This is a genomic window from Pseudomonas sp. KCJK9111, assembly GCF_046231935.1.
Classification (GTDB): Bacteria; Pseudomonadota; Gammaproteobacteria; order Pseudomonadales; family Pseudomonadaceae; genus Aquipseudomonas; species Aquipseudomonas parafulva_B.
Map to the genome: position 1 here is coordinate 42,291 of NZ_JBJJMO010000007.1, position 26,615 is coordinate 68,905.

Sequence of the window (26,615 nt, forward strand, 5' to 3'; positions counted from 1 at the left end):
GGCAGGTTATGCTGTCGGCAATCAGGGGGAGTTACCTATGCACATTTACAAAGTGGGGGGCGCAGTACGCGACCGCCTACTCGGCCGCCCGGTCACCGATATCGACTGGCTCGTGGTAGGCGCCACGGTTGAAGACATGCTCGCCAAAGGGTTCCGCCCGGTTGGCGCCGACTTTCCGGTGTTCCTGCATCCCGAGACCGGCCAGGAATATGCGTTGGCCCGTACCGAGCGCAAGAGCGGCAGGGGCTATGGCGGGTTCACCTTTCACGCAAGCCCGGACGTCACACTCGAGGAAGACCTGATACGCCGCGACCTGACCATCAACGCGATGGCGGAGGACGCGGACGGCACTCTCTACGACCCTTATCAGGGCAAGGCCGACCTTGATCGGCGCCTGCTTCGCCACGTTTCGCCCGCGTTTGCCGAAGATCCACTGCGCGTGCTGCGCGTCGCTCGTTTTGCAGCGCGTTATGCGCCGTTGGGCTTCAAGGTGGCCGACGACACGCTGGGCTTGATGCAGCACATCAGCGCTTCGGGTGAACTGCTGGCGTTGACGGCAGAACGCACCTGGAAGGAAATCGAGCGGGCATTGATGGAGGCGCACCCCCAGGTGTTCTTCGAAGTCCTGCGAGCATGCAATGCCCTGCACGTGCTGCTGCCGGAACTGGAGCCTCATCTCCAGACCCTGGTCGCACTGGAACAGGCAGCCCGGCATCAACTTGCGTTGCCCGTACGCTGGGCCTGTCTGCTGCATCCTTTACCCACCGCGTCGATCAAGGCGCTCAATCAGCGCCTGAAGACCCCGCGGGAATGCCAGGACCTGTCGATGCTGACCAGCCAGTGCCTGGAGCAGGCCAACCAGGCCTTAGAGCTGCCTGCCCAGACGCTGCTGGATCTGTTGCAAACGTTCGACGTTTACCGCAGGCCGCAGCGTTTCGAGGACTTTCTAGCAGCCTGTCGGGCGATCGCGCAGGGCAACGGGCAGACAGACTACCGGCAGGCAGACTACCTGCAAGGGGCTATGGCCGCTGCCCGGGCCGTAGATGTAAAGCCGCTGGTTCAGGCTGGTTTCACCGGCCAGGCGCTGGGTGAGGCCTTGAAAAATGAGCGCTTGCAGGCGCTCGATGCCTACAAGGGCAGCTAGCTACGATGCCGCGCAGCTCACGCTCGACCTGCGCGGCAACCGCAGCAGCAGCTGATGGCCGACCTGCTGGGCATTGTGTGCGACGGTATGATCCTCAGGCAGGCGTCAGTTGCAACCCGCGCCACTCGAAGGCAACGGGCGCCAGGACCTGATCGATCTGCGACTCTTGCCACACCTGCGCCATGGTTTTGCCTACACCCGGGTGCACCAGATCAGGCGCCAGCAGCGACAACGGCCACAGCACGAAGGCATTTTTCAGAATCTCAGCCCGGGGCAGCACCAGCCCGTCGAAAGTGCCATGCAGGTCGTCATACATCAGCACGTCGATATCCAGCGGCAGGCCGAGTCGATCAGGGGCATACCGGCCATTGTCGGCCTCGATGAATTTCAGCCGCCGGTCCAGTTCGATCAGCGGCAACGTCGTCTGTCCGGTCACCACGAAATTGATGAACGGCCCGCTCTTGATGCCCACCGCCTGGCTTTCGAACGCGGGCGAGCAACGCATGTCGGTCAGAATGGCCGCCAGCGCATCGAGGCCGGCACACAGGTGGGTGTGCCGATCGACGTTGCTGCCAAGGCCCAGGTATACCGTGCTCAGAGACATCCGCGCTCGATCTCCACGCCAACACCACCGCGCGCTGCCGGCACTGCGCCCGGCTTGGTGAGCTTCAAGCGCACCCAGGGGATGCCGAACTCGTCCATCAACACGGCAACCAGGCGCTCGGCGAAGGTTTCGACCAACTCGAAGCGTGCCTGCTCGGCGAACCCTTGGATGCGCGTCGAAACGCTCGCGTAATCGAGCGCCAGGGCAAGGTCGTCGCCCGCGGCCGCAGGCCTGTTATCCCAGGCGAAGCTCAGGTCAAGACGCAGGCACTGGCGAATATCCCGCTCCCAGTCATAGGCACCGATCACGGTATCGACTTCCAGGCCTTCGATGAACACTCTGTCCAAGCACTTCTCTCCACAGCACGACAAGGGCGACTGGCGCCGTTAGAATCAGGGCGTCCTCGCCCGGAATAGTTAGCATGTTTTGGTTACTGGCGCTGCTCGCCTACCTGCTCGGCTCGCTGTCCTTCGCCATTGTCCTGAGCCGCCTTGCGGGCAGCCCGGACCCGCGTTGCAGTGGTTCGGGCAATGCCGGCGCTACCAACATGCTGCGCCTGGCAGGGCGCAAGATGGCGATCCTGACCCTGCTTGGCGACCTGTGCAAGGGGCTGTTGCCGGTAATGCTCGCCCGCCTTGCCGGGCTGGACCTGCACGCGCAGGCCTGGATCGGTATCTGTGCAGTGCTGGGCCACCTGTTCCCCGTGTACTTTCGCTTTCGCGGTGGCAAGGGCGTGGCGACCGCGGCTGGCATGCTGGTCGGCCTGTACTTGCCTGCCGCATTGCTGGCCATCGTTGCCTGGGTGCTGACCCTGTACCTCACTCGTACCAGCTCCCTGGCGGCGCTGATCGCTACACCGCTGACCCTGCCATTGCTGGCCTGGCGCCAGCCCGAGGCCCTGCTGCCGATGACGGTACTGACCGTCCTGATCGTATGGCGCCATCGCAGTAACCTGCGTGATCTGTTTGCAGGCCGCGAGCGGCACTTCTGACCCTACAGGGGCGGCAACTGCTCCATCGGCCAGCGCGCCTGCACGCTGATCGCCAGGTCTTGCTGCTGCCCCGCCAGCAGCCGCTGGCAGCCGGCATAGGCGATCATGGCCCCATTGTCGGTGCAGAACTGCGGACGGGCGTAATAGACATTGCCCTTGATGTTGCCGAGCATGTCTTCCAGCGAAGCGCGCAGGGCCTTGTTGGCGCTGACCCCCCCGGCAATGACCAACCGCTTGAGGCCCGTCTGCTTGAGTGCCCGCTTGCACTTGATGGTCAAAGTCTCTACCACCGCCTGCTGGAACGCCAGGGACACGTCGCAACGGGTTTGTTCGTTGTCGTCACCAGCCTCCCGGCACTGCTGCCAGGTATTGAGGGCGAAGGTTTTCAGGCCACTGAAGCTCATTGCCAGGCCTGGCCGATCGGTCATCGGCCGAGGAAACACGAACCGACCCGGTGTGCCGCGCTCGGCAAGCCGGGCAATTTCCGGCCCACCAGGGTAGTTCAGGCCGATGAGCTTGGCGGTCTTGTCGAACGCCTCGCCGGCCGCATCGTCCAGGCTCTCGCCCAGCAATTCGTACTGACCAATGCCATCGACGCGCACCAGCTGGGTATGACCGCCGGAAACCAACAAGGCGACGAACGGAAACGCCGGCGGGTTTTCTTCCAGCATGGGCGCCAGCAAGTGACCTTCCATGTGGTGTACACCGATCGCCGGGATGTCCCAGGCAAAGGCCAGGGCCTGGGCGCAGGAGGCACCGACCAGGAGTGCGCCGACCAGCCCGGGGCCTGCGGTATAGGCGATGGCGTCGATTTCGGTGGCCACGCAACCCGCTTCGTCCAGCACTTGGCGAATCAGCGGCAGCATGCGCTTGACGTGGTCGCGCGACGCGAGTTCGGGCACCACGCCGCCAAACACGCGGTGCAGGTCGATCTGACTGAACAGCGCATCGGCCAGCAGGCCCCGTTCACTGTCGTATAATGCGACGCCGGTTTCGTCGCAGGATGTTTCCAATCCCAGTACTAGCATGGGCTCGTCCCTTGTGGGGGCTGAATTCGAAGGCGCGCATGATAGTCCCCGTGCAAGGTGCCGACCAGCGGTTTTCGATCAGAGGCTTTGCATTCCGGCTTGCTAAGGGTTAACATCCGCAACCCTTGAAAACCGACGTTCTCCAGCACACCTTTGTTTTGCCAGGAGCGCGTCTACCCCGGTAATGAATTAAGGTAGCCCTGGATGCCAGCCGTCAAAGTTAAAGAGAACGAACCCTTCGACGTAGCTCTGCGTCGTTTCAAGCGCTCCTGCGAAAAAGCCGGTGTACTGGCTGAAGTTCGTAGCCGCGAGTTTTACGAGAAGCCGACCGCAGAGCGTAAGCGTAAGGCAGCTGCCGCTGTCAAACGTCACGCCAAGAAAGTTCAGCGCGAACAGCGCCGCGCCGTTCGTCTGTACTAATACAGACGTTCATCGCAAAGCTTCTGCCCTGCCCGGTTAACCACCGGGCGATGGCAGTGGTCGTTTCAAACTTGAGCAGCTTGCTCAAGGCTCCATGCACATGTTCAAGCACCGTGCATGTGGGCAACCTGCCTGAAACGTCAGAACTGGTCATTGTGTTGTAGGCCAGGCGTGCACGTCCGACTGACGGGCCTCATGGGCCGGCGACGGGCACTTATTCCCCGCATAGCTTCAAGCATCACCCGCTGCATTCGGCGCGTGAGCGATTAGACTTGCCAGTTGCCAGATTGACGAGACTGCCATGGCCGGGCTGATTCCCCAGAGTTTTATCGACGACCTCATCAACCGCCTCGACATCGTCGACGTGGTCAGCTCCCGTGTCCAACTGAAAAAAACCGGCAAGAATTATTCTGCCTGTTGCCCGTTCCACAAGGAAAAGACCCCCTCCTTCACCGTGAGCCCCGACAAGCAGTTCTATTACTGCTTTGGTTGCGGCGCCGGTGGCAACGCCCTTGGCTTCGTCATGGACCACGACAACCTGGATTTCCCCCAGGCCGTCGAGGAACTGGCACGAGCGGCAGGCATGGAGGTCCCGCGCGAGCAAGGCCGGCGCGACCAGAAACCGCGCCAGCCGACCGACTCACCGTTGTATCCGCTGCTGGACGCCGCCTCGGAGTTCTACCGCCAAGCCCTGCGCAGTCACCCGACCCGCAAGGCAGCGGTGGAGTACCTGAAAGGCCGCGGTTTATCCGGCGAAGTGGCGCGCGACTTCGGCCTGGGTTTCGCGCCGCCTGGCTGGGACAACCTGCTCAAGCACCTGGGTGCCGACACGCTGCAGCAGAAGGTCATGATCGATGCCGGCCTGCTGATCGAGAATGCCGAGACCGGCAAACGCTACGACCGCTTCCGCGATCGGGTGATGTTTCCGATTCGCGACAGCCGTGGCCGCATTATCGCCTTCGGCGGCAGGGTGCTAGGTGACGACAAGCCCAAGTACCTGAACTCTCCCGAAACGCCTGTGTTCCACAAGGGCCAGGAGCTGTACGGGCTGTACGAGGCCCGCAAGCACAGCCGCAACCTCGACGAAATCATCGTGGTCGAGGGCTACATGGACGTGATTGCCCTGGCCCAGCAGGGCTTGCGCAACGCCGTGGCCACCCTGGGCACCGCCACCAGCGAAGAGCACCTCAAGCGCCTGTTTCGCGTGGTACCGAGCGTACTGTTCTGCTTCGACGGCGACCAGGCCGGGCGCAAGGCGGCCTGGCGGGCGCTGGAGTCCGCCCTGCCGAACCTGCAGGACGGCCGTCGCGCGCGTTTTCTGTTCCTGCCTGAAGGTGAAGACCCAGACAGCCTGGTCCGCGCCGAAGGCACCGATGCCTTCATGGCCCGCATCAACCAGCACGCGCAACCATTGGCTGACTACTTCTTCGAGCAGCTGAGCATCGAGGCAGACCCTCGCTCGCTCGAAGGCAAGGCGCACATGGCCACCCTGGCTGCACCGTTGATCGAAAAAATCCCGGGTGCCAACCTGCGTCAACTGATGCGCAACCGCTTGCGGGAAATCACCGGGCTCGATCCGCAGCAGGTTGAACAACTGGCGCAACAGGCCCCCGCGGCGCCCAGCGCAGACTACGACCCAGGCTATGACTACGATGCCATGGTCAGCTACACGCCTGATTACGCCGACATGCCGCAGCCCGATTATGCTGGCGCTCATCAGGAACAGGCCTGGACGCCCAAAAAGGCCGGCGGCAAGAAAGCCTGGAGCGACAAACCCTGGGACAAGCATCGCAGGGGCGGCAAGCCGTGGCAGCGTGACGAGCCTGCGCCCCGCGTGCCGGCACCGGTCGAACCGCCTACGCTGGCGGCGCTGCGCACGCTGTTGCATCACCCGCTCCTGGCCGGCAAGGTGGAAGACGCTAGTCATTTTGCCGACGAAGAACAGCTCTACAGCCAACTGCTGGTGGCATTGATCGAAGCTGCACAGAAAAATCCTGGGCTAAGCTCAATGCAGTTGATCGCACGCTGGCATGGCACCGAACAAGGTCGCCTGCTGCGGGCGTTGGCGGAGAAGGAATGGCTGATCGTGGCCGACAACCTTGAACAACAGTTTTTCGACACCATTACTAGCTTGTCCGCTCGCCAACGTGAGCGAAGCCTGGAACAACTGCTCAGGAAATCCCGTCAAAGCGAATTGACCAGCGAGGAAAAAACCCAGCTTCTCGCCTTGTTGAGCCGGAATGTTCCCGCACAAAACCCGACCTCATCTGGCGCGTGAGGTCCATGCTCGGGTATAATCCTCGGCTTGTTTTTTGCCCGCCAAGACCTTCAGTGGATAGGGTGTTATGTCCGGAAAAGCGCAACAGCAGTCTCGTATCAAAGAGTTGATCACCCGCGGTCGTGAGCAGGGCTACCTGACTTACGCGGAGGTCAACGACCACCTGCCTGAGGATATTTCAGATCCTGAACAGGTGGAAGACATCATCCGCATGATCAACGACATGGGGATCAACGTATTCGAGAGTGCTCCGGATGCGGATGCCCTTCTGTTGGCGGAAGCCGACACCGACGAAGCCGCGGCCGAAGAAGCCGCTGCTGCGTTGGCGGCAGTTGAGACCGATATCGGCCGCACGACCGACCCAGTACGCATGTACATGCGTGAAATGGGTACTGTCGAGCTGCTGACCCGCGAAGGCGAGATCGAAATCGCCAAGCGGATCGAAGAAGGCATTCGTGAAGTCATGGGCGCCATCGCCCACTTCCCGGGCACTGTCGATTACATTCTCGGCGAGTACGACCGCGTCACCACCGAAGGTGGCCGCCTGTCGGACGTCCTCAGTGGTTACATCGATCCTGATGACAACATCGCTGCACCGACAGAGGAAGTGCCGATTCCAGGCACCAAGACTGCCGCTGCGAAGGAAGAGTCCGAGGACGAGGAAGAAGAGTCTGACAGCGACGACGAGGAAGAGGCCGAAAGCGGTCCGGACCCTGTCGTTGCAGCTCAACGCTTCGGCGCGGTCTCCGATCAGCTTCAGGCCACCAACAAGGTCCTGAAGAAGAACGGCCGTGATCACAAGGAAAGCATTGCTGCCCTGCAGGCACTGGCCGATCTGTTCATGCCGATCAAGCTGGTCCCCAAGCAGTTCGAAGTGCTGGTCGAGCGTGTTCGCAGCGCACTGAGCCGCCTGCGTCAGCAAGAACGCGCCATCATGCAGCTGTGCGTGCGTGATGCCCGTATGCCGCGTGCCGACTTCCTGCGCATGTTCCCCAGCAACGAAACCGACCAGACATGGAGCGGTGACCTTGCCAAGCGCAACACCAAATGGGCTGCGGCCCTGGGTGAAAAGGACGCAGCCATCGTTGCGTGCCAGCAGAAACTGATCGACCTTGAGACCGAAACCGGCCTGACCGTTTCCGAGATCAAGGAAATCAACCGTCGCATGTCGATTGGCGAAGCCAAGGCTCGCCGCGCCAAGAAAGAAATGGTCGAGGCCAACCTGCGTCTGGTGATCTCCATCGCCAAGAAGTACACCAACCGTGGCTTGCAGTTCCTGGACCTGATTCAGGAAGGCAACATCGGCTTGATGAAGGCTGTGGACAAGTTCGAATACCGTCGCGGTTACAAGTTCTCGACCTATGCCACCTGGTGGATTCGTCAGGCGATCACCCGCTCCATCGCCGACCAGGCACGCACCATTCGTATTCCGGTGCACATGATCGAAACGATCAACAAGCTCAACCGCATTTCCCGGCAGATGCTGCAGGAAATGGGTCGTGAGCCGACCCCGGAAGAGTTGGGCGAGCGCATGGAAATGCCTGAGGACAAGATCCGCAAGGTACTGAAGATCGCCAAAGAGCCGATCTCCATGGAAACCCCGATCGGTGACGATGAAGATTCGCACCTGGGTGACTTCATCGAGGACTCGACCATGCAGTCCCCGATCGACGTGGCCACGGTCGAAAGCCTCAAGGAAGCGACCCGCGATGTGTTGTCGGGCCTCACTGCACGTGAAGCCAAGGTGCTGCGCATGCGTTTCGGCATCGACATGAACACCGACCACACCCTCGAAGAAGTGGGCAAGCAGTTCGACGTGACCCGCGAGCGGATCCGTCAGATCGAGGCGAAGGCGCTGCGCAAGCTGCGGCACCCGACTCGAAGCGAGCACTTGCGCTCCTTCCTCGACGAGTGATGACCAACCCCGGCCCAGGCCGGGGTTTTTTCTGGGCTTCGTATACCGCTGGCCATCCGTCTCCAAGGCCCTGTTTAGCCTGAAAAAATCTCCCTGACACTCATCCCAGAGCTTATTGGCCGTCTACACTCGACTCAGACCATTTGAATGCGAGAGGCCGCTATGCCCCTGATGCCGGCCATCCTGCTGGTGGCCCTGAGCCTGTGGACCACAACGGGCGTTGCGCAAGTGCAACAACCAAGTCCGGTCGCCGAGTACGTTGCCGTAGCGGTACCCGGCCAGACCACGGCGCAACCCGCCCCCCCGCAAGCCTCCGCACAACACGGTACTGCGCGCATGTTCTGGTCCGATCTGGTGGTGTATGGCGTACCCACCGTTTTGTTGCTGGTACTGGTGCTGGCCACGGTCATGCGTATCAACCGGCGCCTGAGTTCCGAAATCTCCCGGCGCATCGCATTGGAGCAGGAGCTGCGCAGCAGCGAATACCACTACCGTGGCCTGGTCGAGAGCCTTTCAGCCATCGCCTGGGAAGCGGACGTAAACGATTTCACGTACAGCTATGTATCGCCCCATGCCGAGGACCTGCTCGGCTACCCGCTGAGCAACTGGCTAAAGCCCGGCTTCTGGCGCAGCATCGTGCACCCTGACGATGCGCTATGGGCCCAGGCCTACTGCGAAAGCGAAACTGCTGCCGGGCGCGACCACAGCCTGGATTACCGGGTAATTCGTGCCGACGGCCAAGCGTTGTGGGTACGCAACATCGTCAGCATGATCAAGCACGGCCACCAGCCCGTCATGCGCGGCCTGATGATCGACATCAGCGAAACCAAGCGCACCGAAGACGCGCTGCGTCTGTCCGAGCAGAAGTTTGCCTCAGTGTTCCAGCAGTGCCCGGACATCTTGCTGATCGCTCGCCACAGCGATGGCTGCCTACTGGAGGTCAACGAAGCGTTCGAAGAGCAGATAGGCCTGACGCCTGGTCAGGTCATCGGCCGGACGGCGACCGAGCTCAATCTATGGGCAGTCGAGGGTTCAGGGCCTCGCCTACTGGAGCGCCTGCACCTGGGCGGCATCCGTAACCTGGAAATGAGTTTCAGGCGTAGCAACGGCCAGTTGTTCACAGGGCTTACGTCCGCTGAAACCTTCGAACTCGACGGCACGCCTGCGCTGGTGGTCGCCGTACGCGACATCAGCCAGCTCAAGGAAACCCAGCAGCAGCTGCAGATTTCTGAGGAAAAGTTCGCCAAGGCGTTTCATGCCTCCCCAGACGGCCTGTTGCTGTCCCGTCAGCACGATGGCTTGCTGCTGGAGGTCAACGACGGGTTTTGCCGCCTTACCGGCTACGCCCTGCACCCCACCCTGGACCAGACGTCGCTCGACCTTGGCATCTGGGTAGACCTCAACGAGCGCAAGCGCCTGCTCGACCAGCTCAACCGAGAGGGCTTCGTACGCGACTTCACCTGCCATATCCGCCGTAGCGACGGGCAGATTCGCCTATGCGAATTGTCTGCGCGCCCGCTGCCAATCGCCGGCACCGACTGCATGTTGACCATCGCCCGGGACATCACCGAGCGCCACCTGATGCAGGAAAAACTGCAACTGGCCGCCACGGTGTTCGAAAACACCGCCGAGGGCGTGCTGATTACCGACATCGACCAGCGCATCAGTGCGGTGAACCGTGCTTTCAGCGAAATCACCGGGTACAGCGAGATCGAAGCGCTGGGCCAAACCCCTCGCCTGCTCGCCTCGGGCCAGCATGACAGCGCCTTCTACGCTGCCCTGTGGCATCAACTGACCGATGAAGGACACTGGCAGGGCGAGATCTACAATAAACGCAAGAACGGCGAGCTGTACCCCAGCTGGCTGACCATCAGTGCCGTGCGCAATGCCGAGCGCGAGATCACGCACTTCGTAGCGGTGTTCGCCGACATCTCCAGCATCAAGCATGCCCAGGCCGAACTGGACTACCAGGCACATCACGACCCTCTCACTGGCCTGCCCAACCGTACCCTGTTCGAAAACCGCCTCCAGGCCGTGCTGACCTGTGGACAACTGTCCAACCGCCAGGGCGCCGTGCTGTTCCTGGACCTGGACCGTTTCAAGCATATCAACGACAGCCTTGGCCATCCGGTAGGCGACCTGCTGCTCAAGGGCATCGCGCAGCGTCTCAAAGAGCAGGTGCGCGATGTGGACACCGTGGCGCGCTTGGGGGGCGACGAGTTCATCATCCTGCTGCCCGGCCTGCACAAGCCCAGTGACGCGAGCACCATCGCCAACAAACTGCTGGCGTGTTTCAACGCCCCCTTCCAGGCCGGCGAGCATGAGTTCTTCACCAGCGCCAGCATTGGCATAAGCCTCTACCCACACGACGGCAGCGATGTCGCCACGCTCATCCGCAACGCCGATGCCGCCATGTACCGTTCCAAGGCCAAGGGACGCAACCGGGTGGAAGTCTATACCCGCGACCTGACCGCCCAAGCCAGTGAGCGTGTCGCCTTGGAGCACGAACTGCGCCGGGCCATCGAACGCAACGAGATGAGCCTGTGCTTCCAGCCCAAGCTCAGCCTGCAAACCCAGACACTGGTCGGTGCCGAAGCCCTGATCCGCTGGAGCCACCCGACGTTTGGCGAAGTGCCACCGGAGCATTTCATTCACCTGGCAGAGGAAAACGGCACCATCCTGCAACTGGGTGAATGGGTACTGGAACAGGCCTGCCGCCAAATGCAGGCCTGGAAACAGCGGTACGAACCCTTTGGTCCGCTGTCGATCAACCTGGCCGGCGCGCAACTGCGCCAACCCAACCTCGCACGGCGCATCGAGGTATTGCTCAGGCAACACCAACTCAAGGCCGGCGACCTGCAGCTGGAGATCACCGAGAACTTCATCATGAGCCAGGCCGAAGAAGCCCTGGCGGTGCTGCACCAGTTGAAGAAATTGGGCGTGCAACTGGCGATCGACGATTTCGGCACCGGTTATTCGTCGTTGAGCTACCTCAAGCGGCTGCCGCTGGACATCCTCAAGATCGACAAATCCTTCATCCGCGGCCTGCCCGACGACCCCCACGATGCCGCCATCGCCCGCGCCATCATCGCGCTTGGCCGCAGCATGCAACTGACCATCATTGCCGAAGGCGTCGAGAACCAGGCCCAGCAGCGTTTTCTGGCTACCGAAGGCTGCGAGCAGATCCAAGGCTACATCGTCAGCCTGCCCTTGCTGCCGGAGGAATTCGCTGCGCGGTTTCTTCGCATAGCACTAACGGATCTTTCGGATGGCACAGGTGCGAAACCCTCGTTATAATCGCGCCTCCTACTGAGGGCCTATAGCTCAGTTGGTTAGAGCAGAGGACTCATAATCCTTTGGTCCACGGTTCGAGTCCGTGTGGGCCCACTATATTCAAAGCCGCGCTTAGCGCGGCTTTCGGCTTTTTGGGTCGGCGGCGCTAGCAGCAAGGCTATCGTGGCTCAGGCCAGCAAGCGGTCGATCAACGCCTGCTCGTCATCATCGAGAGGCTGATCCTCGTAGAGCTTGTCGGAAGCCGCGACCAGCGCCTGGCCCTCGACCTCACGCCCAGTATCACCATATACATGCCCAAGGTTCTCCAGCGATTGCAGGTTACCGTGCAGAGAGAACGAGATCAGGTACCAGCGCTCGGCCGCCTCCAGCTCGCCCAAACGGTGATAGGCCACAGCCAGGTTGTGCTGGGCGTAGACGTGGTCGGATTGCAGGGCCTGCAACAACGCCTGCTTGGCCTGCTGATAATCTTCGAGCTGCAAGTACAGAAGGCCAAGATTGTTGTAGCCGTCGACATTGCCCAACTCGGCCGCGCGCCGGTAGGCCTGCTCAGCCTGCGGATAACGCTCGGCATGCAGATGGACGTCGCCGAGCAGGTTCAGCGCCTCGGGATGATCATGGCGCACGGCGTTGTTGAGGTGCTCGACGGCGGCATCGTGATCGCCATCCTGGTAGGCCATGCTGCCAAGGTAGAAGTGGCTACGGGCACAATCGTACTCGGCGGCTTTCTGGAAGTACTGGCGGGCGGTGTCGTGATCACCCTCCTGAAAGGCCATGCTGCCGAGGTTGTAGTGGCTGCCCGGATAATCGTGCTCGGCAGCCCTCAGGAAGTGTCGGCTGGCGACCTCGTGATTACCGTCCTGGTAGGCCATGATGCCCAAGTTGTAGTGGCTGCCGGGATAGTCACGATCAGCGGCCCTCTGGAAGTGTCGATGGGCATCGGCGCGATCGTCACGCGCCAGGCTCACCGCGCCAACGCCATTCATCCAGCGCGGGTCGTCGGGACACGCTTTGGCAAGGTTTTCGAAGCACTCCTGCGCGGTGTCCAGATCCTGCTCTCGGAACGCCGCCCAGCCCTGGTCATTAAGCGCAGTCGCCTGCTCGGCACTGAGCGTTTTCTTGTTCATGAACCACATAGTGTTTCCTGCCTTGCGAGGGCCTCCCATTCTAGAGGCGTGTATAGAAGCCAACAAGACGATGCTCTGCTGAGCAGGTTTGAACCAGCCTCTGCGAAATCGCGCAGTTGTGCGGCTTTTTTTCATCTTCATATCGGCGTTATGGACCCAATGCCCGCGTTGAAACCACTCATGAGGCCGCTTTTTTCCCTCCATTCATTAGACAGTGAGCCGAATAGCCGGCATTATCGGCTCACTGAATGAGCCGAATAGGCTCGCTAATCGGCTCACGTGAACGCTACCCATGAACGACCCGCAATGGATCTGGCAGCAGCCCGATTGGCCAGCGTTTACCTGGCAAACTGAAACACTTGCCCCGCTGCTGCGCGCCTGCGGCCAGGTACAAGGCCGTCTATTGGGGATGCTCGATGCCGTAGGGCATGACACTGAAGTGCAAAGCAGCCTGGATGCCCTGCTGCAGAACATCGTCACGTCTTGCGCCATCGAAGGCGAGCAACTGAATGTGGGTTCCGTGCGCTCATCGCTGGCGCGGCGCTTAGGGTTGAACGAAGAAAGCCAATCGACCACACCACGCTCCGAAGGCCTGGCAGCATTGCTGCTCGATGCCACTCAGGGGTATCAACAAACGCTGGACACAGAACGGCTCTTCATTTGGCACCGTTGGTTGTTTCCAAGCGATGACCCGTTGCTGGCGAGACCTCTGCACATCGGCACACTGCGCGGCGATGAGCCCATGCAGGTGGTGTCCGGCCGGATCGACCGCCCGACAATCCATTTCGAAGCGCCTCCGCGGACGGGATTGGAAACACAACTGGCGGACTTTCTAGCGTGGTTCGAGCGCAGTCGCAGCGATGCGAGCCTGGATCCTTTCTTGCGTGCAGGTATCGCGCACCTCTGGTTCGTTACCCTACACCCGTTCGATGACGGTAACGGCCGTCTTACCCGTGCGCTCACCGACTTGGCATTGGCGCAGGGTGAACGACAAACCATCCGTTTCTATGCGATGTCCGCGAGCATTCTCGACGACCGTGCCGGTTATTACCGTATCCTGGAAGCCAGTCAGAAAAGCGGACTGGATATCACCCGTTGGCTGTATTGGTTCCTCACCACCTTGCTCAACAGCCTGGAAAAGGCTCTTGTACGTATTGATCGGGTACTGGCAAAGGCGCGATTCTGGCAGGTGCACCGCGGCCAGGGGTTATCAGCAGAGCAGGTAAAAGTACTCAACCGTCTGCTCGACGGTGGCGAGCGCGGCTTCGAGCAAGGCATCAGCGCGGCGCAATACCAAGCCGTGGCGAAGGTATCCAAAGCCACTGCGACTCGCCACCTCAGTGACCTCCTGGAAAAAGGCTGTATCGAACGCCTGCCCGGAGGCGGCCGCAGTACCCGTTATCAAATAGCACAGCGAGCCCCAAGAAAAGGCTGAGCGCACTCGTGCACGCCTCCTTGCCCCCACCCACCCAGGCTAGCTAGGCTACCTCCCCACTTCCCGTCGCCGAGCCACGCCATGCCAGACCCCCGCCTGTTCGCCCTGGATGAAATCGACCGCCAGCTGATCGCCCTGTTGCAGATCAATGCCCGTGAAAGCGTGGCCATGCTCGCGCGCCAGTTGGGCATCGCTCGCACCACGGTCAACTCGCGGCTCGAGCGGTTGGAGAAGAACAAGGTGATTTCCGGTTACGGCGTGCGCTTGGGGCAGCAGGTGATGGGCGGTGGGCTGCAAGCGTATGTGGGCATCAAGGTGCAGCCACGCTCGGGCAAAGAGGTCGTCAAACGGCTAAGCGCGATGGCCGCTGTGCGGCAGTTGTGCGCGGTGAGCGGCGAATTCGACTACGTGGCCTGGCTGCAGACGGAGTCACCGGAGCTACTGGACCAGTTGCTGGACCGGATCGGCAACGTCGAGGGCGTCGAAAAAACCACCACGTCGATCATCCTCAGCAGCAAGGTGGATCGCGGTCAGGCGCTTTGATACCCGCGTTCGTAAACATGAGTTCGTCAAAGTGCTCATCAAACACGTCACTATGACCAACCCTGAGACATTTCGACCTCATTCTGCTTCTTAATAACGAAATGCCCCCTCTCTAAAATGACCACCAGACGTCTCCTATACTCAGGCTCAGCACATCGCGCAGCCGCTCTGGCAAGGTCCTTCAATGAACAAGAACAACCGGCACCCTGACGACGGCAAGAAACCCATCACCATTTTCGGCCCTGACTTCCCATTCGCCTTCGATGACTGGCTGGAGCATCCGGCGGGCCTGGGCACGATTCCGGCGCAACGCCACGGCGAGGAAGTCGCGATCATCGGCGCCGGCATCGCCGGCCTGGTGGCCGCCTACGAGCTCATGAAACTGGGGCTCAAGCCAGTGGTGTACGAAGCCTCGAAGCTGGGTGGCCGGCTGCGCTCGCAAGCCTTCAATGGCACCGACGGCATCGTCGCCGAGTTGGGTGGCATGCGCTTTCCGGTGTCGTCCACGGCGTTCTATCACTACGTGGACAAACTGGGGTTGCAGACCAAGCCCTTTCCTAACCCATTGAGCTCGGCCTCCAGCAGCACGGTGATCGACCTCGAAGGGCAAACCTACTACGCCGAAACCCCTGCCGATCTTCCCAAGCTGTTCCATGAGGTGGCCGATGCCTGGGCTGACGCGCTGGAAAGCGGTGCGCAATTCGCCGATATCCAGCAAGCCATCCGTGATCGCGATGTACCACGCCTAAAGGCGCTGTGGAATAAACTCGTACCGCTGTGGGACGACCGCACCTTCTACGACTTCGTCGCCACCTCGCGTTCGTTCGCCAAGCTCAGTTTTCTGCACCGGGAAGTATTCGGCCAAGTGGGCTTCGGCACAGGCGGTTGGGACTCGGACTTCCCCAACTCGATGCTGGAGATCTTCCGGGTGGTCATGACCAACTGCGACGACCACCAGCATCTGATCGTGGGCGGCGTGGAGCAGGTACCGCAAGGTATCTGGCGCCATCGGCCCGAGCGCTGCGCCCATTGGCCCGAGGGCACCAGCTTGCGTTCCCTGCATGGCGGTGCACCCCGCACCGGGGTCAAGCGGATCCAGCGCGCTGCCGATGGCCGCCTGGCCGTCACCGACAACTGGGGGGACACCCGCCAGTACGGCGCCGTGCTCGCCACCTGCCAGACGTGGTTGCTGACCACCCAGATCGACTGCGAAGAATCGCTGTTTTCCCAGAAAATGTGGATGGCACTGGACCGTACCCGCTACATGCAGTCGTCGAAAACCTTCGTCATGGTCGACAGGCCGTTCTGGAAGGACAAGGACCCGGAAACCGGCCGCGACCTGCTGAGCATGACCCTGACCGACCGCCTGACCCGCGGCACGTACCTGTTCGATAACGGCGACGACAAGCCGGGGGTCATCTGCCTGTCCTATGCCTGGATGAGCGATGCCTTGAAGATGCTGCCGCACCCGGTGGAGAAGCGCGTGCAGCTGGCCTTGGACGCGCTGAAGAAGATCTATCCGAAAACCGACATCGCCGGCCACATCATTGGCGACCCGATCACCGTGTCGTGGGAAGCGGACCCGTATTTCCTCGGAGCCTTCAAGGGCGCCTTGCCGGGTCATTACCGCTACAACCAACGCATGTACGCCCACTTCATGCAAAAGGACATGCCCGCCGATCAACGCGGCATCTTCATTGCTGGCGACGATGTGTCGTGGACGCCTGCCTGGGTGGAAGGCGCCGTGCAGACGTCGCTCAATGCGGTGTGGGGTATCATCAATCACTTCGGCGGGCACACCCACCCCGAGAACCCGGGGCCGGGCGATGTGTTCGACGAGATCGGCCCGATCGCGCTGGCCGACTGACCCAGGAGCTGTCATGCGCATAGCCTTGTTCCAAGCCCTGCCTGGCCCGCTGGATGTGCCCGGCAACCTGCAGCGGTTGCGCGATCAGGCTCAGTTGGCAGCCGGCCAGGGCGCGTCACTGCTGGTTTGCCCGGAAATGTTCCTGACTGGCTACAACATCGGCTCGGCTCAGGTGCAGCAACTGGCCGAAGCCTGCGATGGTCCGTCAGCACAGCACATCGTGCAGACCGCGCGCACCTGCGGTATCGCCATCGCCTACGGCTATCCGGAACGGGATCCGAACGGTGCCGTTTTCAACAGTGTGCAATTGATCGCTGCCGATGGCCGCCGCCTTTGCAACTACCGCAAGACGCACCTGTTCGGCGAGCTCGATCGCACGATGTTCGAGCAGGGGCCGGATCACTTTCCGGTCGTCGAGCTGGACGGCTGGAAAGTCGGCCTGCTGATTTGCTACGACATCGAGTTCCCGGAAAATGCCCGTCGGCTGGCCTTGGCCGGCGCCGAACTGATCCTGGTCCCGACGGCCAACATGCAGCCCTACGACTTCGTTTGCCAGGTGACGGTGCGGGCACGGGCCCAGGAAAACCAGTGTTACCTGGCCTATGCCAACTACTGCGGCGCAGAAGACGCCATCGCCTACTGCGGACAAAGCAGCATCGTCGGCCCGGATGGCGGCGTATTGCGCATGGCAGGCCATGAAGAGTGCCTGCTGCTGGCCGAGCTGGAACAGCAAGCCGTGGTGCAGGGCCGTCGGGCCTTCCCCTACCTCACCGACCTGCGTCAGGCCTTACACGGACGAACGCCCCAGCAGGATCACTGACAGCGCACCGCTTGCAGGCTAGCATGGTCGGACCACACGGAGCCCCCATGCCTGACACCATCCGCCAGCTCACCCTTGCCAACGGCCTGCAGCTCACCCTGCGCCACGCCCCTCGTCTCAAGCGCGCGGCGGCGGCGCTCAGGGTGCACGCGGGCAGCCATGATGCCCCTGCCAAATGGCCTGGGCTGGCGCATTTTCTCGAGCACCTGTTTTTTCTGGGTACAACGCGCTATCCCCTGGAAGATGGCCTGATGCGCTACGTGCAGGCGCTCGGCGGCCAGGTCAATGCCAGTACCCGCGAGCGGGCGACGGACTTTTTCTTCGAAACCCCGCCCACAGCCTTGGCGGGCGGTTTGATGCGGCTGTGCCAGATGCTGGCCGAGCCGGACCTGGCCATCGCCCGCCAACGCGACGAGCGCGAAGTGATCCACGCCGAATTCATCGCCTGGTCGCGTAGCCGCCAGGCCCAGGCGCATCATGCCTTGCTGCAATCCGTGGCGCCGGGGCATCCGTTGCGGGCCTTCCAGGCCGGTAACCGTTATACCTTGCCGCTGCAAGACCCCGCCTTCCAGCGAGCGTTGAGCGAGTTTCACCGAGGCTATTACCAGGGTGGCCAGATGGTGCTGGCGGTGAGCGGCCCTCAGTCCCTGGATGAGCTGGAACAGTTGGCCGTGCAATCCGCTCGACTGTTCGCCAGCGGCGCGCGCGTGTTACAGCGCCCTCCACCCCCATTGGGCACAAGCTGCAACCGGCAACTGTTCGCCCATGAGCAGATGCCGGCCGGCGCTGAGCAGGCCCTGGCGCTGCTGATCAGTTGTCTGAACGACAGTCGCCCCGGCATGTGGCTCGCGGCCGCGCGCCAGCACTGCGGGTTGCAGGCCATCAAGGTGGAAACGCTCTACGCCTTTGCCGGGCAGCTGCTCTGGCACATTGACCTGACGCTGGGCGCCGGTATGCCAACTGGGCAGGCCATGGCCCTGCTGCACGGCTGGTTCGGATACATGCAGAACGCGGATTTTGCGCAGCTCAATCGAGAATTCGGGCGTCTGCAAAAGCGCCGTGAGCACAGCGCCAGCGCCATGGAGCTGGCACGCAGGGACAGCGCAGGGCTTCCCTTCACCGCGCTTGATACACAGGGGCAGCACGCCTTTACTGCGCTTCTGGCGAGCTTGCCGCGTTCGGACCTGGGCCGTTGGCAGTTCCCTTCGAGCGAGCCATTGCTGCACACGCGGTTGCCTGAAACCGGTGAGTGTTCGTTAGCCGGCGGGCTGAGTATCAGCAACGCCTTGCCCACCGCGCGTCAGCACGCCGCCCTACTTATACGCTGGCAGGTGCCCCTTGCTTTGAAGGAATCACTGCATGCTGTTCTGGACCAAGCCCTTGCCCCACTCAAAGCGCGCTGTGAGCGCGCCTCGGTACAGCTACAGTTCAGCAGAGCGGGCCAGGGATGGGAGCTGCGCTGTGCAGGCGTCGCCTCGGCCGTGGTCACCGCCATCGGGATTGCCCTGCCCTTGTTGAAGGCCCCGCCGGCCGACTGTTGGGCTGACCGTGCTGGACCATCCAGTGAACCCATGCCCATCAGGGCATTGCTGGAACAGTTGCCAACCGCCGTGGCAGGCCTCGACGTGCAAGCGGTGGCCGGGTCACGACAGAGCCAGCCCCAACTCGACAGTCTCTGGCAGCAGGCCACCTGGCACGGGCTGGCCGTCGGTTTCGATGCAGATGCACAGCAGGCACTGTCAGCCGTCCTGCAAGGCCTGCCCGGCCATGGCGGCGCGCCTGTTCCCGTTCCGCCGCTCACCCGTCGTTGGTACACGGTGGGCGGGTACGGCAGCGAACATGCCTTGCTGGTGTTCTGCCCTCTGCCAGCGGGCATGGAGGCAGCGGGCAGGCTGCTGGCTCACCTGCTGCAAGGCCCTGTCTATCAACGTCTGCGGGTCGAGCTGCAACTGGGCTATGCGGTGTTCAGCGCCTTGCGCCAGGTGGAGGGGGTGCACGGGCTGATGATCGGCGTTCAATCGCCTCACGCCAGCCCGGACATGATTCTGGAACAGGTGGTCACGCTATTGCGCGAGCGCGTCACGCTGGACGGTCCCTCGCAGCAACTGCTGGCCGATCAGTTCGATGAAGCGGTCATGAGCAATGTCGAGGTTGTGGAGTGGGCCTGGCAGACACACCTGGCTACACAACCCCGGACGCTAGATGACGTACGCAAGGCTATCCTCAACGTGCGGCAGCATGATCTGGAAAGGCTACAGGATGCATTGCTCGATGGGCAGGCGCCCTGGACCTGTCTGGCCAACGCTGCCGCGCCACCTGACTTTCAGCCGCAGCAGCGCGAGATTGTTGCACCTGGTGCAACGCAACTTTCCTGATACACAGTCTTCGGATGAACGGTTTTCTTGTAAGATAGCGCAACCCTGATTCAGGGAACCTCCTGCCTATGGCGGTACCCAAGTAGTAGTCAAGCGTTCCTCAACCCATTCGGAAGGAGTAATCCCATGTGGACCAAACCTGCATACACTGACCTGCGTATCGGCTTCGAAGTCACCATGTACTTCGCCAACCGCTAAGCACGGCTTAGGGTACGACGCCTCGGCCTGCCGGGGCGTTTTCGTTTTTTGGACAAGACTTTCCGCACAGCATAGAGAGCACCCATGTATATCCAGGTTCTCGGCTCGGCCGCCGGTGGCGGGTTTCCGCAGTGGAACTGCAACTGCGTCAACTGCAAAGGCTTCAGGGACGGTACCCTGCGGGCCACTGCCCGCACCCAGTCATCCATCGCCCTGTCAGACGACGGTGTGCATTGGGTGTTGTGCAACGCTTCGCCAGACATTCGTGCACAGCTCCAGGCCTTCGCGCCCATGCAGCCTGCCCGAGGTCTGCGCGATACCGGCATAGACGCCATCATCCTGCTAGACAGCCAGATCGATCACACCACTGGCCTGCTCAGCCTGCGCGAAGGTTGCCCGCACCCGGTGTGGTGCACGGACATGGTTCACCAGGACCTGACCACCGGTTTTCCGCTGTTCACCATGCTCAGCCACTGGAACGGCGGCCTGCAATGGAACCGAATCGAGCTTGAAGGCAGTTTCGTCATCCAGGCCTGCCCTAACCTGCGGTTCACCCCTTTCCCGCTGCGCAGTGCGGCACCGCCCTATTCCCCACACCGCTTCGACCCGCACCCAGGCGACAACCTTGGCCTGCTGGTCGAGGACACCCGCACCGGTGGCAAGCTGTTCTATGCCCCGGGCCTTGGCCAGGTGGACGAGCAGTTGCTGGAGATGATGCAAGGCGCCGATTGTCTGCTGGTCGATGGCACCTTGTGGGAGGACGACGAGATGCAGCGCCGCGGGGTGGGCACGCGTACCGGCCGTGAAATGGGGCACCTGGCCCAGAACGGCGCCGGCGGCATGCTCGAAGTGCTCGACGGCTTTGCGCGCCAGCGCAAAGTGCTCATCCACATCAACAACACCAACCCGATTCTCGACGAAGACTCACCCGAGCGCGCCGAAGTGCTGCGCCGCGGTGTGGAAGTGGCCTTCGACGGCATGAGCATCGAGTTGTAACGGGCCTGCCCGCCACCTCAGCCTTCCAGGAGCCAGCCGAATGAGCGATGCACTGCCAATGTCCCCTGCCGAGTTCGAGCAGGCCCTGCGCGCCAAGGGCGCCTACTACCACATTCACCATCCCTACCACGTAGCCATGTATGAAGGCCGTGCTACCCGTGAACAGATCCAGGGTTGGGTAGCCAACCGCTTCTATTACCAGGTCAACATCCCGATGAAGGACGCCGCCATCCTGGCCAATTGCCCGGATCGCGAGGTACGCCGGGAGTGGATACAGCGCTTGCTCGACCACGATGGCGCACCTGGTGAGGACGGCGGCATCGAAGCCTGGCTGCGCCTGGGCCAGGCGGTTGGCCTTGACCCTGAGCAGTTGCGCTCACAGGAATTGGTATTGCCGGGGGTGCGCTTTGCCGTGGATGCCTACGTGAATTTTGCCCGTCGCGCCAGTTGGCAGGAAGCGGCCAGCAGCTCGCTGACCGAGCTCTTCGCCCCGCAGATCCACCAATCACGCCTGGACAGCTGGCCGCAGCACTACCCCTGGATCGACCCGGCAGGCTACGCGTATTTCCGCACGCGCCTTGGCCAGGCTCGCCGCGATGTTGAGCATGGCCTGGCCATTACCTTGCAGCACTACACCAGCTGGGCTGGGCAGCAGCGTATGCTGGAAATCCTCCAGTTCAAGCTGGACATCCTGTGGAGCATGCTCGATGCCATGAGCATGGCCTATGAGCTGAACCGGCCGCCCTATCACTCCGTCACCCAGGAGCGGGTGTGGCATAAAGGAATCACTCTATGAAATTCGATCGTCAGCAAGTGCCCAGGTGGCGCCAGGGTTACCGCTTCCAGTACGAGCCTGCCCAGAAAGGCCATGTACTGCTCTACCCTGAAGGCATGATCAAGCTCAACGAAAGCGCCAGCCTGATCGGGGGATTGATCGACGGCCAGCGCGATGTGGCAGCCATCATCGACGCACTCCAGCAGCAATTCCCCGATGTGCCGGAAGTGGCCGACGATATCGAGCAGTTCATGGAGGTGGCCCGTGCCGGACACTGGATCGAGCTTGCCTGAGCTACCGCCCACGCCCGAGGTCGGCCTGCCGCTGTGGCTGCTGGCCGAGTTGACCTACCGCTGCCCGCTGCAGTGCCCCTATTGCTCCAACCCCCTGGATTTCGCAGCCCAGGGCCAGGAGTTGAGCACTGCGCAGTGGTTCAAGGTCATGGCCCAGGCCCGCGAGATGGGCGCCGCGCAGATTGGGTTTTCCGGGGGCGAGCCGCTGGTTCGCCAGGACCTCGCCGAGCTGATCGCCGAGGCCCGCCGGCTGGGGTACTACACCAACCTGATTACCTCGGGTATCGGCTTGACCGAGGCGCGCATCGCCGCCTTCAAGCAGGCCGGCCTGGACCATATCCAGATCAGCTTCCAGGCCAGCGACGAGCAGGTGAACAACCTGCTGGCCGGCTCCAGAAAAGCCTTCGCACAGAAGTTGGAAATGGCCCGCGCCGTGAAGGCCCATGGTTACCCCATGGTGCTCAACTTCGTTACCCACCGGCACAATATCGACAAGATCGACCGCATCATCGAGTTGTGCATCGCCCTGGATGCGGATTTCGTCGAACTGGCCACGTGCCAGTTCTACGGTTGGGCGCACCTTAACCGGGTTGGGCTGTTGCCCACCCGTGATCAGCTGGAGCGGGCCGAGCGGATTACCAACGAGTATCGCGACAAGCTCAAGACCGAAGGCAACCCGTGCAAGCTGATCTTCGTCACGCCGGACTACTACGAAGAGCGGCCCAAGGCCTGCATGAACGGCTGGGGCAATCTGTTCCTGACCATCACCCCCGACGGCACCGCCCTGCCATGCCATGGGGCCCGTCAGTTGCCGGTGCAGTTCCCCAACGTGCGTGAGCATGACCTGCGACACATCTGGTATGAGTCGTTCGGTTTCAACCGCTTCCGTGGCTACCAGTGGATGCCAGAACCCTGCCGCTCCTGCGATGAAAAGGAGAAGGACTTTGGTGGCTGCCGCTGCCAGGCCTTCATGCTCACCGGTGATGCCAGCAATGCCGACCCGGTATGCGCCAAGTCGCCCGACCATGGCTTGATCCTCAAGGCCCGCGAGCAGGCGCAAAGCGCCGACCTCGCCATAGATCAGATGACTTTCCGAAATGAACGAAACTCCCGTGTCATCGCCCGAGGCTGAATTCACCGCCGCCCAGGCCGTCGCCGCCGGCACCGATTTCGCCGAACTCAAGGTCGGTGATGCCGGCCTGTTCTGGGTCGAATTTCGGCCGGCCGACGACGCTTGCCGCATCTGGCACTGGCATCATCACCAGGCACGTTGCCTGACCCCGGACGGCTTCAGTGTACGCAGCCGTGTCTACGAATATGGTGGGGGCAGTTTCTGCCTGGGCGGGGACGGCCTCGTGTTCGTCAACGAAAAGGACCAGCAGGTTTACACTCAGCCCTTGGACAACATGCCGCCGCGCGCCCTTACCCAGGACCCCGCCTGCCGCTATGGCGATGTGCAATGGCATGGCGGGCAGGTCCTGGCTGTGGAGGAGCGCCATGGCGAAACCGTGGAGCACCGCCTGGTGGCTTTGGCCGAGGGGACGCGTCAGGTGCTGGCCGAAGGCGCCGATTTCTACGCCGCGCCCACGGTCAGCCCGGACGGGCAGCGCCTGGCCTGGATCGAATGGGACCGCCCGGCGCAGCCGTGGACGGTAACGCGGCTGATGACCTGCCGTCGCGAGGCCAGCGGCCAATGGGGGGCAGCGCAAACGGTAGCAGCGGGCGATGAATCGCTGCAGCAACCTCGCTTCGATACGGCTAACCGTCTGTACTGCCTGTCCGATCGCAACGGTTTCTGGCAGCCGAGGGGTGAGCTTGATGACAGCTGGCAAGCGTTGGCAAGCGAGCCTGCCGACCATGCCGCAGCACCGTGGCAACTGGGCGCCAGTACCTGGCTGGCACTCGGGCCACAGCATTACCTGGCCACTTGGTTCGAAGCAGGTTTCGGGCAACTGGGCCTGCGCACGCCCGATGGTCGCAGCGAGCGGTTCGCCAGCGCCTACACCCGCTTCCGCCACCTGGCCATGGACGCCACCTGCGTGTATGCCATCGCCGCCTCACCCATCAGCCCTGCGGCAGTCATTGCGATTGCCCGTGACACCCATGAAGTGAGCGTACTGGCCGGTGGCGCCGAGGTATTACCGGCGCATCGGATCAGCTTGCCCCAGTCATTTCATTGCGGGGCTGGAGAGGCGCTGGCCCATGGCTTTTTCTATCCGGCTGCCGGCAGTATCAAGCCATCGCCGCTGATCGTCTTCATTCATGGCGGCCCGACCTCGGCCTGCTATCCCGTGCTCGACCCGAGAATCCAGTTCTGGACTCAGCGAGGTTTCGCCGTTGCCGACCTCAACTACCGCGGCAGTAGTGGCTATGGCCGTGAGTACCGCCATGCCCTGCACCTGCGTTGGGGCCAAAGCGATGTAGAAGATGCCTGCTCAGCCGTCGAGCGTCTGGCTGCCGATGGCCTGATCGACAAAACCCAGGTATTCATCCGGGGCGGCAGCGCCGGCGGCTACACCGCTCTTTGCGCACTGGCGTTCACGGACGTATTCCGGGCAGGCGCGAGCCTGTATGGCATCAGCGACCCGGTGGCACTGGCGCGTGCCACGCACAAGTTCGAGGGTGACTACCTGGACTGGCTGATCGGTGATCCGGTCCAGGATGCCGAGCGCTACCGGCAGCGCACGCCGCTGCTGCACGCCGAGCGAATCAAGGTGCCGGTGGTGTTCTTTCAAGGGGAACTGGATGCGGTCGTGGTGCCAGAGCAGACCCGCGCCATGCTTGCAGCGCTCAATGCCAATGGCATCGAAGCCCAGGCACATTTCTACGAGGGCGAGCGGCACGGGTTTCGCAAGGCCCGTAACCTGGAGCATGCGCTCGATCAGGAATGGCGATTCTACTGCAAGGTGCTTGAGCAGCATTGAGCCGGCGGCTCACGGCCATCCGTGAGCCGCACGGAATTCAGCGCCTGGCGATGATGTACACCGCGTGCACGATGCCTGGGATATAGCCCAGCAAGGTCAGCAGAATGTTCAGCCAGAAGGCTCCACCAAACCCCACCTGCAGAAACACGCCCAAGGGCGGCAGAATGATTGCGATGATAATCCGGATAATGTCCATGCGAGTCTCTCCGTAAGGGGTTACATCACAGACTCGCAGCCGCTTGCAGAGGTTCCACAGGCAAAAAAACGCCCAGGGCCGAATGTGACAGGCCCGGGGCGGTGCGCAGAAACGCCAGACGGTTCGGTTTTACGTGGGTGGACTAGGCGGGCATCTTTCGTCCCGAGGCCTGGACCGCATGCAGTCGCGCGAACGCGCGCGAAAGCCTCAACAGCATTTCGTCGACATTGCCGCGGGTCACCGTTAGCGCCGGCGAGAACCGCAGCACATCGGCCTGAGGCGCACCGACCAACAGGCACTCTTGCAATGCCGCACGCTCCAGCGCCCGTGCCAGGGGATCATTGAGCTGCAACGTCCACAACAGCCCACTCCCGCAGACCTGGCCCTGGCCAAAGCGGCCCGCCAGGCGGCTAAGTCCCTCACGTAGATGACGGCCAGTGTCCTGCACGTGCTCAAGGAAGCCTGCATCCAGCACCGTTTTCAGAACTGCCAGGCCTGCTGCGGCCGTCACCGCATTGCTGTACCCGGCATCCGGCAGCCCTGCCAACGGCGCGCAGCAAGCGCTGTTGCGCACCAGCACAGCGGCCAGTGGCACACCCCCACCAAGGCCGGCACCCAGCGCCAAGATGTCGGCTTGCACGCCGTACAGGGTTTCGGCCAGCAACGCACCGCAGCGGCCCATGCCTGTGCGTGCTTCATCAAGGATCAGCAGAATGCCCAGCTCGCGGCACAGGGCCTCAGCGCCCTTGAGGTATTCGGCGGTTGCAAGAACGATCTCACCCTGGCTTTGCAATGGTTCCAACACGATGGCTACCGTGCGCGACTCGACTGCGGCGTGCAGTGCAGCCAGGTCATTGAACGGCACATGGCTCAGATGGGCGTGTTCCGTTTTGCTATGGCTTGCACTGCTGGCCACAGGCGCACCGTACACGTCTTCCCCGCCCTGGCGGGCAACGATAATATGGCCCGCGCCGTGGCGGTGGCGTTCACCCCAGTGGCGAGCCAGGCGAATAGCGGCTTCATGTGCCTGTGCCGCGCTGTCGAAAAGCAGGGCACGTTCACTCCCAGTCGCTTGGCAGAGCTGGTCGCTCAATGCCAGAACGCCCTCGTGCGAGCGCCCCACACCCGGATTGATCAAAGCCTGAGCCTGGTTCGCCACCGCCTTGACGATCGAATCGGGGCTGTGCCCCAGCGTGTTGACCCCGTCGCCTTGGTTGAAGTCCAGACAGGCTTGGCCTTGGTCGTCCCAAAGCCACGCGCCTTGCCCTCTGATGAAAACAGGTGAGTCAGGGGCCTTGGCATCAATACGAGGCCGAGCGCGTGCTGGCTCAGGCAACGTTTCAATCCCGATAGCACGCGCTGGACGGCGAAGGTTGAACAGGTTCATCGAAGTTA

General features: G+C 62.1%; 22 protein-coding genes, 1 tRNA gene and 1 pseudogene. 18 read left to right on the top strand and 6 right to left on the bottom strand.

The annotated features are described in order from the left end of the window. Nucleotides 1-37 precede the first annotated feature (37 nt). Complete coding sequence (locus ACK59L_RS04960; protein ID WP_409272197.1) at nucleotides 38-1,144, top strand: multifunctional CCA addition/repair protein; 1,107 nt, start codon at nucleotides 38-40, stop codon at nucleotides 1,142-1,144. 94 nt (nucleotides 1,145-1,238) lie between these two features. Here the strand turns inward: ACK59L_RS04960 and folK are convergent, their stop codons facing one another. Together folK and folB are read right to left on the bottom strand one after the other, a co-directional pair. Then, complete coding sequence (gene folK / locus ACK59L_RS04965; protein WP_058639612.1) at nucleotides 1,239-1,748, bottom strand: 2-amino-4-hydroxy-6-hydroxymethyldihydropteridine diphosphokinase; 510 nt, start codon at nucleotides 1,746-1,748, stop codon at nucleotides 1,239-1,241. After that, nucleotides 1,739-2,095, bottom strand: a complete 357-nt coding sequence (folB, locus tag ACK59L_RS04970; RefSeq protein WP_027913621.1) for a dihydroneopterin aldolase — start codon at nucleotides 2,093-2,095, stop codon at nucleotides 1,739-1,741. The genes folK and folB overlap by 10 nt, the downstream gene beginning before the upstream one ends. A 74-nt stretch (nucleotides 2,096-2,169) precedes the next feature. Here folB and plsY point away from each other — a divergent pair, with 74 nt between their 5' ends. Next, nucleotides 2,170-2,739, top strand: a complete 570-nt coding sequence (plsY, locus tag ACK59L_RS04975; RefSeq protein ID WP_058603030.1) for a glycerol-3-phosphate 1-O-acyltransferase PlsY — start codon at nucleotides 2,170-2,172, stop codon at nucleotides 2,737-2,739. A gap of 2 nt (nucleotides 2,740-2,741) precedes the next feature. Here plsY and tsaD read toward each other — a convergent pair whose 3' ends face one another. Beyond that, complete coding sequence (gene tsaD, locus ACK59L_RS04980) at nucleotides 2,742-3,767, bottom strand: tRNA (adenosine(37)-N6)-threonylcarbamoyltransferase complex transferase subunit TsaD (RefSeq protein WP_196134830.1); 1,026 nt, start codon at nucleotides 3,765-3,767, stop codon at nucleotides 2,742-2,744. A 204-nt stretch (nucleotides 3,768-3,971) separates the two neighbouring features. Here tsaD and rpsU point away from each other — a divergent pair, with 204 nt between their 5' ends. The 5 genes and pseudogenes from rpsU (at nucleotide 3,972) to ACK59L_RS05005 (ending at nucleotide 11,767) form a co-directional block, all read left to right on the top strand. Beyond that, on the top strand, nucleotides 3,972-4,187 hold the full coding sequence (rpsU, locus tag ACK59L_RS04985) for a 30S ribosomal protein S21 (protein WP_003255575.1): 216 nt from the start codon (nucleotides 3,972-3,974) through the stop codon (nucleotides 4,185-4,187). Nucleotides 4,188-4,488: 301 nt separating this feature from the next. Beyond that, a complete protein-coding gene (dnaG, locus tag ACK59L_RS04990) occupies nucleotides 4,489-6,465 on the top strand; it encodes a DNA primase (RefSeq protein WP_409272200.1) in 1,977 nt (658 codons plus the stop codon). Between the two features lie 67 nt (nucleotides 6,466-6,532). Continuing rightward, nucleotides 6,533-8,380, top strand: a complete 1,848-nt coding sequence (gene rpoD / locus ACK59L_RS04995) for an RNA polymerase sigma factor RpoD (RefSeq protein ID WP_409272202.1) — start codon at nucleotides 6,533-6,535, stop codon at nucleotides 8,378-8,380. Between the two features lie 333 nt (nucleotides 8,381-8,713). Further along, nucleotides 8,714-11,677, top strand: a pseudogene (locus ACK59L_RS05000) (EAL domain-containing protein); the annotation flags it as partial. Nucleotides 11,678-11,693: 16 nt separating this feature from the next. After that, nucleotides 11,694-11,767: transfer RNA gene (locus ACK59L_RS05005), tRNA-Ile, on the top strand. 74 nt (nucleotides 11,768-11,841) lie between these two features. Here the strand turns inward: ACK59L_RS05005 and ACK59L_RS05010 are convergent. After that, nucleotides 11,842-12,798: a tetratricopeptide repeat protein gene (locus ACK59L_RS05010; protein WP_409272204.1), complete on the bottom strand. Its 957-nt coding sequence runs from the start codon at nucleotides 12,796-12,798 to the stop codon at nucleotides 11,842-11,844. A gap of 292 nt (nucleotides 12,799-13,090) precedes the next feature. On the opposite strand from ACK59L_RS05010, the gene ACK59L_RS05015 reads away from it, so the two are divergent. The 11 genes from ACK59L_RS05015 to ACK59L_RS05065 all read left to right on the top strand — a co-directional run bounded on the left by ACK59L_RS05015 (nucleotide 13,091) and on the right by ACK59L_RS05065 (nucleotide 25,024). Beyond that, nucleotides 13,091-14,233: a Fic family protein gene (locus ACK59L_RS05015; protein WP_409272206.1), complete on the top strand. Its 1,143-nt coding sequence runs from the start codon at nucleotides 13,091-13,093 to the stop codon at nucleotides 14,231-14,233. 81 nt (nucleotides 14,234-14,314) lie between these two features. Further along, nucleotides 14,315-14,776: an Lrp/AsnC family transcriptional regulator gene (locus tag ACK59L_RS05020; RefSeq protein ID WP_409272208.1), complete on the top strand. Its 462-nt coding sequence runs from the start codon at nucleotides 14,315-14,317 to the stop codon at nucleotides 14,774-14,776. Nucleotides 14,777-14,960: 184 nt separating this feature from the next. Next, on the top strand, nucleotides 14,961-16,643 hold the full coding sequence (locus ACK59L_RS05025) for a flavin monoamine oxidase family protein (protein WP_409272210.1): 1,683 nt from the start codon (nucleotides 14,961-14,963) through the stop codon (nucleotides 16,641-16,643). 13 nt (nucleotides 16,644-16,656) lie between these two features. Beyond that, nucleotides 16,657-17,463, top strand: coding sequence for a carbon-nitrogen hydrolase family protein (locus ACK59L_RS05030; RefSeq protein WP_409272212.1), 807 nt, complete (start codon nucleotides 16,657-16,659; stop codon nucleotides 17,461-17,463). A gap of 47 nt (nucleotides 17,464-17,510) precedes the next feature. Continuing rightward, entirely contained in the window at nucleotides 17,511-19,838 is a 2,328-nt protein-coding gene (pqqF, locus tag ACK59L_RS05035; RefSeq protein ID WP_409272214.1) for a pyrroloquinoline quinone biosynthesis protein PqqF, read from the top strand. Between the two features lie 126 nt (nucleotides 19,839-19,964). Next, a complete protein-coding gene (gene pqqA / locus ACK59L_RS05040; RefSeq protein WP_003243383.1) occupies nucleotides 19,965-20,036 on the top strand; it encodes a pyrroloquinoline quinone precursor peptide PqqA in 72 nt (23 codons plus the stop codon). 84 nt (nucleotides 20,037-20,120) lie between these two features. Next, on the top strand, nucleotides 20,121-21,032 hold the full coding sequence (pqqB, locus tag ACK59L_RS05045; protein ID WP_027913610.1) for a pyrroloquinoline quinone biosynthesis protein PqqB: 912 nt from the start codon (nucleotides 20,121-20,123) through the stop codon (nucleotides 21,030-21,032). A gap of 40 nt (nucleotides 21,033-21,072) precedes the next feature. Continuing rightward, nucleotides 21,073-21,828, top strand: a complete 756-nt coding sequence (gene pqqC, locus ACK59L_RS05050; protein WP_409272216.1) for a pyrroloquinoline-quinone synthase PqqC — start codon at nucleotides 21,073-21,075, stop codon at nucleotides 21,826-21,828. Next, nucleotides 21,825-22,100 (top strand): pyrroloquinoline quinone biosynthesis peptide chaperone PqqD, encoded by a 276-nt coding sequence (pqqD, locus tag ACK59L_RS05055; RefSeq protein ID WP_196134823.1) that lies wholly within the window; start codon nucleotides 21,825-21,827, stop codon nucleotides 22,098-22,100. The genes pqqC and pqqD overlap by 4 nt, the downstream gene beginning before the upstream one ends. Beyond that, on the top strand, nucleotides 22,072-23,232 hold the full coding sequence (gene pqqE / locus ACK59L_RS05060) for a pyrroloquinoline quinone biosynthesis protein PqqE (protein ID WP_196134822.1): 1,161 nt from the start codon (nucleotides 22,072-22,074) through the stop codon (nucleotides 23,230-23,232). The genes pqqD and pqqE overlap by 29 nt, the downstream gene beginning before the upstream one ends. Further along, the gene (locus ACK59L_RS05065) at nucleotides 23,198-25,024 is read left to right on the top strand and encodes a S9 family peptidase (protein WP_409272219.1); all 1,827 of its coding nucleotides are present in this window, start codon (nucleotides 23,198-23,200) and stop codon (nucleotides 25,022-25,024) included. Before pqqE ends, ACK59L_RS05065 begins: the two co-directional genes overlap by 35 nt. Before the next feature lie 37 nt (nucleotides 25,025-25,061). Here ACK59L_RS05065 and ACK59L_RS05070 read toward each other — a convergent pair whose 3' ends face one another. Then, entirely contained in the window at nucleotides 25,062-25,220 is a 159-nt protein-coding gene (locus ACK59L_RS05070) for a YqaE/Pmp3 family membrane protein (protein WP_023532725.1), read from the bottom strand. A gap of 142 nt (nucleotides 25,221-25,362) precedes the next feature. Beyond that, complete coding sequence (locus ACK59L_RS05075; protein WP_409272221.1) at nucleotides 25,363-26,607, bottom strand: aminotransferase class III-fold pyridoxal phosphate-dependent enzyme; 1,245 nt, start codon at nucleotides 26,605-26,607, stop codon at nucleotides 25,363-25,365. Between the last annotated feature and the right edge of the window lie 8 nt (nucleotides 26,608-26,615).